Source organism: Exiguobacterium sp. EF_C8 (assembly GCF_054956715.1).
Map to the genome: position 1 here is coordinate 501,238 of NZ_CM143264.1, position 12,607 is coordinate 513,844.

A 12,607-nucleotide genomic window follows, 5' to 3' on the forward strand; every position below is an offset into this window, starting at 1 on the left:
ATTGAATGGGAAAGGGAGTCACAAGATGCAACTCGATAAATTGCGTGGAAAAGAATTAGATCAGTTATTTACAGCCATCATGAAGATGGATTCATTAGAAGATTGTTATACGTTGTTCGAAGACTTAGCGACCGTCAACGAAATCCAGGCGCTCGCCCAACGTCTGGAAGTCGCACGTCAATTACGTGAAGGCAATACGTATCACAAAATCGAAAAGGCGACCGGTGCTTCAACAGCAACGATTTCGCGTGTCAAACGTTGCTTGAACTACGGTTCGGGCGGTTATGATCTGGCGCTTGCCCGCCTAGGTCTTATCGAGCAAGAAGTAGCGGATAACTAATGTTATCCGCTACTTCTATGAAGGGGGGCGTGTTACATTGGATTTTGCGTTACAACAAAGAATTCAACATTTCATTCGTAAGCTGACGCCTATCCAGTCGCTCGTCATCATCTACTTCGTTGCTGTCATCATTGGGATCATTCTGCTCGGCTTACCGTGGTCGACGAAAGGAAATTACGACTGGGACTTCACGGACCTTGTCTTCATGGCGGTCAGTTGTGTTAGTGTCACCGGTCTGACAACGGTCTCGGTTTCGGATACCTTTACGACGTTCGGGTACTTCATGATCATGATTTTAGTACAAGTCAGCGGGATCGGCTTGATGTCGCTTCATATCGCGATGTGGGTCATCCTCGGAAAACGAATTGGCTTCCGGGAGCGTCAGCTCGTCGTCCGAGATCAGAACCAGACGACGATGCAAGGTGTCGTCAAATACATTCGGGAAGTCATCTTGATCATCGTCTCGATTGAATTGATTGGTGCTTTGATTCTCGGGCTGTACTACACAAAGTATTTTCCGACGCTCGGAGAAGCGATGCTTCAAGGGTTGTTCGGATCGGTCAGTGCGACAACGAACGCCGGTTTTGATATCACGGGAGAATCATTACTGCCGTTTCGCGGGGATCTGTTCGTCGTCTTCATGCAAATTCTGCTTTTGACGCTCGGCGCGATCGGTTTTCCGGTACTCGTTGAAGTCCGACGTTATATTTCCTACCGGGCGACACGTCAAGCGACACGTCAACCGTATCATTTTTCACTGTTCACGAAATTGACGGCGTCGACGTTCTTCATTCTCGTTCTCTTTGGAACGGTAGCACTACTACTATTCGAATGGAACCAATCCTTTAAAGGCTTACCAATCGATGAGAAGCTCGTCGACGCCTTGTTCCAATCCGTTACGACTCGTAACGGTGGATTGACGACGGTCGATATCACGTCCTTCTCACAAGCCTCGATTTTCGTCTTGTCGCTCTTAATGTTCATCGGAGCGTCACCGTCTTCCGTTGGTGGGGGGATTCGAACGACGACGTTCGCTGTCGCTGTCTTGAGTGTCATCGCCTTCATACGAGGGGAATATGGTATCAAAATCTTCGGTCGTGAGATTGGTCAATCGGATATTTGGAAGGCCTTTGTCGTCATCGTCGTCTCGACTGGCGTGACGATGGTTGGATTGATCGTCTTGTTGATCGTTGAGGACGCGCCGTTCCTGGTGCTGTTCTTTGAAGCGTGTTCAGCGTTCGGTACGACCGGTCTATCACTCGGCATCACGGATCAATTATCGGATATCGGAAAATGGACGTTGTCTGTGCTGATGTTCATTGGTCGAATCGGTGTCATCTCGTTCGTTCTTCTGTTGAAAGCGAACCAACCGAAACGTAACTACAACTATCCGAAGGAATCCGTCATTATCGGATAAGGAGGCTCTTGTATGAAACGTGCCTTTTGGATCAACTTCGCGTATATCTTTGCTGTGCCTGTCTTACCGTTTTTGGCGCTCGTCAATGGGCGAGCGCTCTGTTCGCCAGATTCACCGTTACTGGACGTTCCGGTACTCGGCTTCTTTTTGGCAGAACCGTGGGCGTTCGTGCCGGTATATGCCGTCTTCGCGTTGTTACTGGCGTCACTGTTGACGAAACGACGGACACACGTCTGACCATCTCGCTCTGCGCGAGATGGTTTTTTGTTTTATACTGAATGTGGAATGAGAAAGAGAGGATGGGACGAACCGTGTTATTACCTTTTAATGAATGGCGACATGTCTTTAAACTAGATCCAGCAAAACCAATTGATGATGCTAGCCTACAGGCGATTGCGACGTCCGGAACGGATGCGATTCTTGTCGGTGGAACAGATGACATCACACTCGATGCAACGCTTGATCTCTTAATGCGTTTGCGACGATATCCAGTCGCGGTGGCACTTGAGATTTCAGAACTCGAAGCCGCAACGATGGGATTCGATACGTATTTGACGCCGACGGTCCTGAATGCGGGAACATTAGAATATGTCGTCGAAAAACAGGTCGAGGCATTAGAACAAGTCGGTCATATGCTGGCGCACGCTGATCTTGTCGGGGAAGGGTATATCGTCCTGAATCCTGATGCGAAGGTCGCGCGTGTGACACAAGCAAAGCCGTTAACGTTGGATGAAACCGTCGCTTACGCACAACTTGCGGATAGCGTCTTCCGCTTACCGGTCGTCTATCTCGAATACAGTGGTGTTTACGGGGAACCAGAACGAGTAGCAGCCGTTCGCGATGTGTTGAAGCAGGCACGCCTGTTTTACGGCGGCGGCATCGACTCCGAGGAGCGAGCGCGTGAGATGTTGCAGTATGCGGATACGATCGTCGTTGGGAACGTCATTTATGAGGATTTAAAAGCAGCGCTTGCGACCGTCGCAGCGACACGATAAAATATAGGAACAAAAGTTCGGAATATAAGAAATGAGGCTATTGATATGTTTAATTTGAGTGAACAGCTCGTCAGTGGACTAAACCCTGAGCAAGCAAGAGCAGTCAAGCATACGGAAGGTCCACTGCTGATCATGGCAGGAGCCGGTTCCGGGAAGACACGCGTCCTGACACACCGGGTCGCTTATTTGATGGCGGCTAAACAAGTCGCGCCGTGGAACATCCTTGCGATTACGTTCACGAACAAGGCAGCGCGGGAAATGCGGGACCGGATTGGTCGTTTGGTCGGTGGTGTCGCAAACGATATTTGGGTCTCGACCTTCCACTCGATGTGTGTCCGGATGTTACGTCGCGACATCGATCAGCTTGGATACGATCGCAACTTCACGATCCTTGATTCAAGTGATCAGCAATCGGCGATCAAGCTCGTCTTAAAGGAACAAAACTTGGACCCTAAAAAATGGGATCCGCGATCGATGCTGACGATCATCTCGTCACAGAAAAATGAATTACGCAGTGCTGAATTCTACGCCTCGATCGTGACGAGTCCGTATGAGAAGACCGTTGCTGAAATCTATAAAGGATACGAAGCGGTCCTACGCCGGAACAACGCGCTCGACTTTGATGATCTAATCGGAAAAACGACAGAGTTATTCAAGAAGAGTCCGGATGTCCTTGCGTACTATCAGAAGAAGTTTCGCTACATTCATGTTGATGAGTATCAAGATACGAACAAAGCCCAGTATGATCTCGTCAATCTGTTAGCTTCGGGACATCAGAATCTCTGTGTCGTTGGGGACTCGGATCAGTCGATTTACCGCTGGCGTGGTGCTGACATTGCGAACATCCTATCGTTCGAAGAGGATTATCCGAATGCAGCCGTCATTCTACTCGAGCAAAACTACCGTTCCTCGAAACGAATTTTGGAAGCGGCCAACCATGTCATCCAAAACAACTCAACACGTAAAGATAAGAAACTTTGGACGGATAACGACGAAGGCGAGAAGCTGATCGTTCATACGGCAGAGAACGAGCGGGAAGAAGCATTTTATATCGTCCAGGAAATTCGGAATTCACTTCGCTACGGGATGAAACTGAGTGATATCGCGATTTTATACCGGACGAACGCACAATCGCGTGCGATCGAGGAAACACTTCTCAAATCGAACGTTCCGTACAAAATGATTGGCGGCACGAAGTTCTACGATCGTAAAGAGATCAAAGACGTGCTCGCTTATCTCCGTTTAATTTCGAATCCGGACGAAGACCTGTCCTTCGGGCGAATCGTCAATGAACCAAAACGCGGTATCGGCGCGACGACAATTGATAAGCTGCGTGATTTCGCCGATTTACAAGGCGTGTCACTGATGGAAGCGATTCGCGATATCGAATTGTCGAGTATCGCACCAAAAACGGCAGCGAAATTGACGGATTTCCGGACGATGATTCTCGGACTCAGTCAAATGCAAGAATTCATCAGTCTTTCAGAACTGGTTGAAGAAGTGCTTGAGAAATCGGGCTATCGTCAAGTGCTGAAGGAAGATAAGACGCTTGAAGCACAGAGTCGTCTTGAGAACATCAACGAGTTTATCACCGTTGCACAGAACTTTGAGAAGGAGACGGCAAAAGCCGATCCGGAAGACCGGACGATCATCGCCTTCTTGACTGACTTGACACTCGTCGCCGATGTCGATTCACTCGACGAGACGGATCCGGAAGAACAAGTCACGTTGATGACACTCCACTCGGCAAAAGGACTCGAGTTTCCAGTCGTTTTCTTGATTGGGATGGAGGAAGGTTTGTTCCCGCATAGCCGTTCGCTTCAAGATGAAGACGAGATGGAAGAAGAACGTCGCCTCGCGTATGTCGGGATCACACGTGCTGAGAAACGTCTTTACTTGTCACATGCGCGGATGCGCTCCCTGTACGGACGAACGAACGCAAACCAAGAATCAAGGTTCCTAGCGGAGCTGCCGGAAGTCGTCATCGAGCGGACCGGTAAAAAAGCGAAGCCACTCCCATGGGAAGATCGCCCTGTCCCACAAGGCAAAGCGGTCATCGGTCGTTCAATCAGTAAACCGACAGCGATGAAGACGTCAGGTGCGGAAACGCTCGGTTGGTCGGTCGGAGATAAGGCAGAGCATGGGAAATGGGGACTCGGTACAGTCGTCCAGACTCGGGGTGAAGGAGATAATCTTGAAATCGATATCGCATTCCCAGCAGTCGGAATCAAACGATTGCTCGCAAAATTCGCACCGATTAAAAAGGTATGACGGGAGGTCCACAGATGGATGCAAGCCAGCGTATAGATGAGATTCGTCAAACATTGAACCGATATAGCTACGAATATTATGTACTGGATCAACCAACGGTACCAGATGCGACGTACGATCAATTGCTTCGTGAACTGACGGAGCTAGAAACAGCGCACCCGGAACTGATCACGCCAGACTCGCCAACGCAGCGCGTCGGTGCAGCACCGCTTGAAGCGTTCGAGAAAGTGACGCATGACTTACCGATGCTGTCACTCGGAAACGTCTTTGATGAGACAGAAATTCGCGAATGGGTCGCTCGGATTGAGCGGTCGCTCGGACGTTCGACAACTTATGTCGCCGAACTGAAATTCGATGGACTTGCCATCTCGCTGAAATACGAAGACGGTCGATTCGTTCGTGGGGCGACGCGGGGTGATGGAACAGTCGGCGAAAACATCACGCAGAATCTACGGACAATCAAAGCCTTACCGCTTCGTCTACAGGCAGAAGAGACGGTCGAAGTCCGCGGTGAAGCCTATATGCCGAAACAATCGTTCGAACGATTGAATGAAGACCGAGCAAGCCGGGAAGAGACGTTATTCGCGAATCCACGTAACGCGGCAGCAGGTAGTCTGCGTCAGTTGGATTCGTCGATCACGGCGTCGCGTAATCTGTCGTTGTTCGTGTATGGCGTCGGCGTCAATACGTTGACGGCTCGTTCACATAGCGAAGCGATGGCGCAACTCGCTTCACTTGGCTTACCGACCAATCAACATATGCAGACGTGTGAGACGGTCGAAGAGATTCTTGCCTACATCGCACATTGGACAGAAGCACGTGCGAGCCTGCCATATGAGATCGACGGAATCGTCCTGAAAGTCGATCGATACGATGATCAGGAAGAGCTCGGCTTCACAGCAAAAAGTCCCCGCTTCGCAACAGCCTATAAGTTTGCAGCGGAAGAAGTCATGACGACAGTCGAAGACGTTGATTTCAGTGTCGGTCGGACCGGGAAAGTGACGCCGCGTGCCCGTTTTGCACCGGTCGTCGTTGCAGGATCGACGGTGACGTATGCAACACTGCATAACGCTGATTTCATCGCCGAAAAAGATATTCGCCTTCAAGATTCGGTCATCATCAAAAAAGCGGGAGATGTCATCCCGGCAGTCGTACAAGTCGTCACGGCAGAGCGAACGGGAGAAGAGACACCAATCGTCTTCCCGACCCATTGTCCGGCCTGTCAATCGGAACTCGTCCGTCTCGAAGGCGAAGTCGACATCCGCTGTGTCAGTCCGGAATGTCCAGCGCAATTGATGGAAGGTATCATTCACTTCGTTTCGCGTCAAGCGATGAACATCGATGGTCTCGGTGAAAAAGTCGTCCGTCAATTGTATGACCATGAAGCAATCCGGACGATTGCCGATTTATATCGACTCGATCGCGACGAGTTGTTGACGTTCGACCGAATGGGTGAGACGTCCGTCGATAAATTACTTGCGGCGATCGAAGCCTCGAAGCAGAACTCAGTCGAACGTCTCTTGTTTGGTCTCGGAATTCGACTCGTCGGTCAAAAAGCGGCGTATCTCTTAGCGGAACGTTTTGATTCGTTAGCAGGGATTGCGGCAGCTAGCTACGAGGAGATCGTCGCGATCGATGGTATCGGTGGGAAAATCGCGGACTCCATCGTAAAGTACTTCGAGCACCCAGAAGCACAAGCATTGATTCGTGATTTGGAACAACTCGGTGTTAATCAACAGTTCCTTGGTGAACGAGTTGATCAGACGAATGCACCGCTCGGTGGAAAAACGATCGTCTTGACGGGAACACTCGAAAGCCTAAAACGGTCAGAGGCAGGGAAGCGTCTTGAAGCACTTGGTGCCGATGTGACGGGAAGCGTCAGTAAAAAGACAGACGTGCTCGTCGCAGGGGAAAAGGCAGGTTCTAAGCTGACGAAAGCAGAATCGCTCGGCATCGAAATTTGGGATGAAGCGCGTCTGTTAGAAGAATTAGCCAAACACGAGGCTTAAGACCACTGCTATATGAACTAAATAAAGGAAGGCGGGATTCCGCCTTCCTTTATTCGTATTGATCCAATTGTCACGAAGCAATCGTCTCGCTTCGAATTAAGGTACCTTGTTTGATGAGACGATTCGTTGCCGTTTCCGGTGGATCGCAAGTGATCAACGTAATCGTCGGAGAGGCGACGGATTGATTGAGAACGGACAACGTCGTCGGTGTGACGAGACGACTTGACGTGATCCGGTACGTATACCGATGTGTTTTCGTCGTGACGATAACGGTATCGCCTTTCTTGACGTCAGGCAGACGATTGAAGTGAAGACCTTCTGTGAAGCTTCGGTGTCCGGCGAGCGCATAATTGCCTTTTCCAGGCGATCCGGTTTTCGGAATATGACCGATACTTCGATCGAGGACTGCTGTCGTCGACCCCTCTAAGATGACTTGTTCAAAATCAATGCTTGGTATCGAGAGTAATCCGACACCTGATTTTGCAAGAGGTTGTTTGGTTTCTTTTGCATCGACGATTTTTAGACTGTTGGTCCATTGTTTCTTTAAATGTTCAGCTTCTTGTTCGCGCTGATAATCACTGATGAAGGGCCAAACGATGAGTGCGATGCCTGCTAACAAAAAAAGCAGACCGATGAATTTACGGCGTGTCATGATAAAAAGTCCTTTCGGATGCGTGAGGGCGCATCATCTTTTTTGAAAAACAGGGGAAAACTTGTCCTTCCCCGATGGAAAACGATTCTGTTATGATAAAGAGAACGATTTGAAAACATGGGGTGCAAATAGAGATGAACTATAAAAAAGCAGTAGCGTTGACGTTATCGAGCACGTTATTTTTGGGTGCTTGTTCGTTCGACCTTTCGCCAAGTAGCGATACAAAAGAAGTCATTACTGAAAGTGAACAAGGTAAGGAAGTCCAAGCCGTCGTCAGTCCAGCCATTGATACGACGGATTCGTATTACCGGACGGTCTTACCGTTTCGTCCAAGCGTCGCACGTGGAATGACACAAAAGCGTGTCAGTTCGCGTCTTGAACTCGATGAAATCGAAACAGGATTGATGCGTCATTCGACACAATTTTTTGATCCGGAAAAATACTATTACCAAGAAGGTCAGTTACTCGAAGCCGACCAAATCGCAAAATGGTTGTTACGAAAAGGGAAAGCAGGCGATGGCGTCAGCGATCCTGAAGGTTTAAACCCAGCCTACACGTCAGGTAAGTCATATAAAGAAAAAAATCAAAAGTCACCTATGATTCTATCGCATATCTTAGAGCAAGACTACATGCTTGAAGAAGATAAGAAGCTTGAACTCGGTGGTACATCAATCGCTCTCGTCTTAAATAGTGAGTATGTTTTCCAAGATGAAAACTATGGACCGACCTATACCGTTAAACTTGATGAAAAGAAAGTCGTTGCTGAAGGGAAGCGGATGGCAAACAATTTAGTCAAGAAAATGCGTAAGACGCAGGGTATGAAGACGACACCGATTCACGTCGCCCTCTACCTCCAGGAAAAAGAAGGTTCACCGGTTTCCGGTCATTATCTCTCGTCTGCATTCATCGGTCGCGGGAATCAAATCAGCGCGAATGATTGGAAGAACTACAATGAACGCTATTACTACTACCCGTCAGCACGTGCAACGAATGATGTTCGTGATGATGCGGCGAAATTTGATTTATTCAAAGACCGTCTAGAAGACTACTTCCCGAACTACACTGGTATGATGGGGGAAGGCTTCTATCAAGAAGATGAACTTAAAAAGCTTGAAATGAAGATTCCCGTTCAATTTTACGGAAAAGCAGAACTCGTCGCATTCGTTCAGTACGTGACGTACCTGCTTGAGAATCGCTGGGAATATAATCGAAACATTCCGACGACGATCACTGTGACGAACTTGAACGGTGATACGGAAGCGATGCTATTCCTCGATCCGGATACAAAAAAACCAATCGTCAAGATTCGTTGATTTCTCCATTTACTTTATAAAGCGACATTCCTTATTTAGCGGAATGTCGCTTTTTTGTATGACGAACGCTTGAAGATAGAAGTATATGAGTATGAAAGGAAGGGTATGGAAGAAGAATGATATTTTGTTTCACTTTCCCATTTTTTAGATTTACGAAAGTCAGTAGGAGAGAGCATAATGGAAGAAGAACAGTTCTATAAACGGGGACGGCGCGATGAATCGCCAGTTCTTTTAAAGAAGATGATAAAGGAGAGATCTAGATGAATGGCGGTATCTATTCACAAATCGGAGCAGTTCGAGAAGAACTACCATCGTCCTCACGAAAAGTCGCAGACTACGTCTTGACGCATATGAACCAAATTGCGCGCATGACGATCCACCAACTCGCAGAGGAGTCGGATACAAGTGCTGCTGCAGTCGTTCGCTTTTGCCGTGCACTCGGATTAAAGGGATATCCAGAGCTGCGGATGCGGATTTCGGCTGATACGGCACGCACGGATTTAAAAGGATATCATGATATCGAAAAGGATGAACGTCCGGTCGACTTGATTGAAAAAACGCTTAGTAACAGTATTCAAGCGTTGCAGGATACAGCGAAGCAGTTAAATGATGATTGGATTGCAGAAGCGATCGGCGTTATCGACCAAGCACGTGCAATCTATTTTTACGGAATCGGGGCGTCACATGTCGTAGCGGAAGACGCTGCTCAAAAATGGACGCGTGTCGGGAAACTAGCGATTCAAGAAACGGATCAGCATCTACTTGCGACGATTTTAGCAAATGCACGCCCAGAAGATGTCTTTTTTGCGATTTCCTACAGTGGTGAGACAGAAGAAGTCGTCGAGTTGATTCGCTTGGCGAAAATCCAAGGGTTAAAGGTTATTAGTCTGACGCGTTTTGGGGACAATCGGATCAGCCAACTAGCAGATATTGCGCTTTGGACTTCGCGCGCACCGGAAGCACCGCTTCGTAGCGCGGCACTCAGTTCACGACTGGCTCAACTGTTTGCGATTGACGTCTTATTCTTGTCCTATGCTGCGGGACACTATGAAGATACACTCGAACGTCTCCAATTTACGCGGGAGAGCGTTAAGACACTGCATCAAAAAAAATAAGGGGGATACATACATGTCAGAACGAACTGCCGGACTAGACGCGTTGTATCCGGAAATGGTGGAGCGTCGTCGTTATCTCCATCAGCACCCGGAGTTATCGTTTCAAGAAGTCGAGACACCGCGTTATATCGCGCAACATTTAAAAACGCTCGGAATCGAAGTCAAGACAGGAGTGGGTGGACGTGGTGTCGTCGGGTACATTCGTGGAGGAAAACCGGGGAAGACCGTCGCGTTACGTGCCGACTTCGATGCTTTACCGATTGCTGACGGAAAAAAGGTCGCGTATCGATCGACAGTTCCGGGCGTGATGCATGCGTGCGGTCATGACGGTCATACGGCGACGTTGCTTGCCGTCGCAAAGACGCTCATGCAGCAGCGGGAATCGTTACCGGGGAATGTCGTCTTGATTCATCAACATGCGGAGGAAGTCGTTCCGGGTGGTGCGCGAGATATGATTGCCGACGGTTGTCTTGAAGGGGTCGATGTCATCTTCGGAACGCATCTTTGGTCAACAATCGATCAAGGACACGTCGGTATTCGAACCGGTCCGATCATGGCAGCGGCTGATAAGTTCGAGCTGATCTTATATGGAAAAGGCGGACACGGTGCGAAGCCACACGAGACGATTGATGCTGTCTTACTCGGGGCAACGATCGTCAAGGAATTACAATCGATCGTCAGTCGTCAACTTAATCCGCTAGAGCCGGCAGTCGTGACCATCGGAACGTTGCACGCGGGGAATACGTTTAATGTCATCGCAGATCAAGCGACATTAACAGGAACGGTCCGAACGTTTAATGAAGCGACAGCGGACGAAATCATTGAGCGGATGGAGCAGACGATCAAAGGAATCTGTCAGGCGGTCGGAGCGACGTATCAATTTACATACGAAAAAGGGTATCCAGCTGTCGTCAACCATGCGGTACCCACCGTATTGATCGAATCCGTCGCACGAGAAATCTTAGGAGACAAGCATGTATTTGAAATCGAACCGACGATGGGCGGCGAGGACTTCGCGTATTATCTGCAACACGTACCCGGTGCGTTCTTCTTTACAGGAGCCGGGGACGCTTCGTATCCACCGCATCATCATCCCCAGTTTGATTTTAAAGAGCCAGCGATGCTTGACGCAGCGCGTATTCTAGTCGAAGCAACGTGGCGGTATTTAGAACAAACTGCGGAAGCATGAAAAAATCGCTCGTCTTGACTCCGAAAAGGAATCAGGGCGAGCGATTGTTGTCTTCTTAACTTAAAATTTCTTGAACACGACCAACTTGTCCGTCTTCTAAGCGCACTTTGATCCCGTGCGGATGCTGCGGTGATTTCGTGAGAAGGTCTTTAACGATTCCTTCTGTTCGTTTACCTGTTCGTTGATCTTGTTTCAACACGATACTGACTTTAAGACCAGGTGTGATATTTTTACGTGTTTTACCGTCCATCTGTAGATCCTCCCATCGTTCATTTCCTGTTTGGCTATCAGTATAACATGGTTCAGCCGGTGAAACTTGTTTGTCGCAAGGACGTAAAGTGAAAAGAGAACAGAATGTCAGAAAAAAGTTTGACTATATTTGACCAATTAAGATATGACTTTTATAATTAAGGTAATGAAGTATAGGAAAAGGAAGTGAACTCGAATGGCAAAAGACTATTATCAAACACTCGGTGTCGCAAAGGATGCATCGAATCAAGATATTAAGCGCGCGTACCGCAAACTGGCGAAGCAATATCACCCAGACGTCAACAAGGAGGCGAGTGCGGACCAGCGCTTCAAGGATATCCAAGAAGCCTTCGATGTGCTTGGGGATGAGGAGAAACGAGCCCAGTACGATCGATACGGCAGTAACTTCGACCGGATGGCAGGTGCTGGAGCTGGGGGCGCTGGAGATTATGAAGATCTGTTCCGACAGTTCGGAGGTGGTGGACGGACACGACCTGGACAATCGTTCGGATTTGAAGACATGTTCGGTTCGTTCTTTAGTCAGGAAGAAGTGTCGACCGATGAAGAGCTTGAATTGACGGTTCCACTCAGTCATCTCAGTACGAATGAAAAAGTCACGGTGCGTCTTGCGACTGGTTCGATTCAGTTGACGCTACCGAAAGATGTCTATGACGGCAAAAAAGTCCGCTTACGTGGAAAAAGTTCGATGCGTAACCGACAAGGTGTCGCGGGAGATGTTTACGTGACGATTCACCTGAAGGATGACGATCAGTTCCGACGGGTCGACCAAGACGTCATCTCGACCGTCCGCGTTCATCCGACGACACTTGTACTTGGAGGAGAAGTCGTCGCAGATACACTTGAAGGAAAACGAATTAAACTGAAAGTCAAACCGGGCACAAAACCAGGAGCACGACTTCGGATTCCAAATCGTGGTCTGAGTCAAGCGAATGGTCATCGTGGGGCATTACTCGTCCAACTCGAAGTCAAGTTACCTGAGATGGACCGCGCCTTTTATGAAGAGTGGGAACGTCAACTTGCAGTGAAGGAGTGATCA

At 48.7% G+C, this 12,607-nt stretch carries 12 protein-coding genes; 10 read left to right on the forward strand and 2 right to left on the reverse strand.

What is annotated here, in order from left to right; translation table 11 throughout:
- Window positions 1–25 precede the first annotated feature (25 nt).
- The 6 genes from ACY2IG_RS02685 to ligA all read left to right on the forward strand — a co-directional run bounded on the left by ACY2IG_RS02685 (window position 26) and on the right by ligA (window position 7,032).
- Complete coding sequence (locus tag ACY2IG_RS02685; RefSeq protein ID WP_023467078.1) at window positions 26–340, forward strand: YerC/YecD family TrpR-related protein; 315 nt, start codon at window positions 26–28, stop codon at window positions 338–340.
- 37 nt (window positions 341–377) lie between these two features.
- The gene (locus ACY2IG_RS02690; RefSeq protein WP_290788099.1) at window positions 378–1,757 is read left to right on the forward strand and encodes a TrkH family potassium uptake protein; all 1,380 of its coding nucleotides are present in this window, start codon (window positions 378–380) and stop codon (window positions 1,755–1,757) included.
- A 12-nt stretch (window positions 1,758–1,769) separates the two neighbouring features.
- The gene (locus tag ACY2IG_RS02695) at window positions 1,770–1,994 is read left to right on the forward strand and encodes a hypothetical protein (RefSeq protein ID WP_035398958.1); all 225 of its coding nucleotides are present in this window, start codon (window positions 1,770–1,772) and stop codon (window positions 1,992–1,994) included.
- A 62-nt stretch (window positions 1,995–2,056) separates the two neighbouring features.
- A complete protein-coding gene (gene pcrB / locus ACY2IG_RS02700; protein ID WP_023467081.1) occupies window positions 2,057–2,752 on the forward strand; it encodes a heptaprenylglyceryl phosphate synthase in 696 nt (231 codons plus the stop codon).
- Window positions 2,753–2,797: 45 nt separating this feature from the next.
- Window positions 2,798–5,023 (forward strand): DNA helicase PcrA, encoded by a 2,226-nt coding sequence (gene pcrA / locus ACY2IG_RS02705; RefSeq protein ID WP_462618343.1) that lies wholly within the window; start codon window positions 2,798–2,800, stop codon window positions 5,021–5,023.
- A gap of 14 nt (window positions 5,024–5,037) precedes the next feature.
- Window positions 5,038–7,032, forward strand: coding sequence for an NAD-dependent DNA ligase LigA (gene ligA, locus ACY2IG_RS02710; protein ID WP_035412310.1), 1,995 nt, complete (start codon window positions 5,038–5,040; stop codon window positions 7,030–7,032).
- 70 nt (window positions 7,033–7,102) lie between these two features.
- Here the strand turns inward: ligA and ACY2IG_RS02715 are convergent, their stop codons facing one another.
- Window positions 7,103–7,684 (reverse strand): class D sortase, encoded by a 582-nt coding sequence (locus ACY2IG_RS02715; protein ID WP_035412313.1) that lies wholly within the window; start codon window positions 7,682–7,684, stop codon window positions 7,103–7,105.
- Between the two features lie 134 nt (window positions 7,685–7,818).
- Between ACY2IG_RS02715 and ACY2IG_RS02720 the strand changes: the two genes are divergently transcribed.
- The 3 genes from ACY2IG_RS02720 to ACY2IG_RS02730 all read left to right on the forward strand — a co-directional run bounded on the left by ACY2IG_RS02720 (window position 7,819) and on the right by ACY2IG_RS02730 (window position 11,301).
- Window positions 7,819–8,997, forward strand: coding sequence for a CamS family sex pheromone protein (locus tag ACY2IG_RS02720; protein ID WP_035412315.1), 1,179 nt, complete (start codon window positions 7,819–7,821; stop codon window positions 8,995–8,997).
- Window positions 8,998–9,257: 260 nt separating this feature from the next.
- Complete coding sequence (locus tag ACY2IG_RS02725; RefSeq protein ID WP_214856368.1) at window positions 9,258–10,112, forward strand: MurR/RpiR family transcriptional regulator; 855 nt, start codon at window positions 9,258–9,260, stop codon at window positions 10,110–10,112.
- A gap of 13 nt (window positions 10,113–10,125) precedes the next feature.
- Window positions 10,126–11,301, forward strand: a complete 1,176-nt coding sequence (locus ACY2IG_RS02730) for a M20 metallopeptidase family protein (RefSeq protein ID WP_308102343.1) — start codon at window positions 10,126–10,128, stop codon at window positions 11,299–11,301.
- A gap of 55 nt (window positions 11,302–11,356) precedes the next feature.
- Here ACY2IG_RS02730 and ACY2IG_RS02735 read toward each other — a convergent pair whose 3' ends face one another.
- Window positions 11,357–11,551 carry a YwbE family protein gene (locus ACY2IG_RS02735; RefSeq protein WP_290754208.1) on the reverse strand — a complete coding sequence of 65 codons (195 nt, stop codon included), beginning with the start codon at window positions 11,549–11,551 and terminating at the stop codon, window positions 11,357–11,359.
- 195 nt (window positions 11,552–11,746) lie between these two features.
- On the opposite strand from ACY2IG_RS02735, the gene ACY2IG_RS02740 reads away from it, so the two are divergent.
- On the forward strand, window positions 11,747–12,604 hold the full coding sequence (locus tag ACY2IG_RS02740; protein ID WP_035412324.1) for a DnaJ C-terminal domain-containing protein: 858 nt from the start codon (window positions 11,747–11,749) through the stop codon (window positions 12,602–12,604).
- The last annotated feature ends 3 nt before the right edge of the window (window positions 12,605–12,607 follow it).

Excerpts from the sequence above, each read along its gene's own strand:
- ACY2IG_RS02685 (WP_023467078.1), top strand. The coding sequence starts at position 26 with ATGCAACTCGATAAATTGCGTGGAAAAGAATTAGATCAGTTATTTACA.
- ACY2IG_RS02695 (WP_035398958.1), top strand. The coding sequence starts at position 1,770 with ATGAAACGTGCCTTTTGGATCAACTTCGCGTATATCTTTGCTGTGCCT.
- pcrB (WP_023467081.1), top strand. The coding sequence starts at position 2,057 with ATGGGACGAACCGTGTTATTACCTTTTAATGAATGGCGACATGTCTTT.
- pcrA (WP_462618343.1), top strand. The coding sequence starts at position 2,798 with ATGTTTAATTTGAGTGAACAGCTCGTCAGTGGACTAAACCCTGAGCAA.
- ligA (WP_035412310.1), top strand. The coding sequence starts at position 5,038 with ATGGATGCAAGCCAGCGTATAGATGAGATTCGTCAAACATTGAACCGA.
- ACY2IG_RS02715 (WP_035412313.1), bottom strand. The coding sequence starts at position 7,684 with ATGACACGCCGTAAATTCATCGGTCTGCTTTTTTTGTTAGCAGGCATC.
- ACY2IG_RS02720 (WP_035412315.1), top strand. The coding sequence starts at position 7,819 with ATGAACTATAAAAAAGCAGTAGCGTTGACGTTATCGAGCACGTTATTT.
- ACY2IG_RS02725 (WP_214856368.1), top strand. The coding sequence starts at position 9,258 with ATGAATGGCGGTATCTATTCACAAATCGGAGCAGTTCGAGAAGAACTA.
- ACY2IG_RS02730 (WP_308102343.1), top strand. The coding sequence starts at position 10,126 with ATGTCAGAACGAACTGCCGGACTAGACGCGTTGTATCCGGAAATGGTG.
- ACY2IG_RS02735 (WP_290754208.1), bottom strand. The coding sequence starts at position 11,551 with ATGGACGGTAAAACACGTAAAAATATCACACCTGGTCTTAAAGTCAGT.
- ACY2IG_RS02740 (WP_035412324.1), top strand. The coding sequence starts at position 11,747 with ATGGCAAAAGACTATTATCAAACACTCGGTGTCGCAAAGGATGCATCG.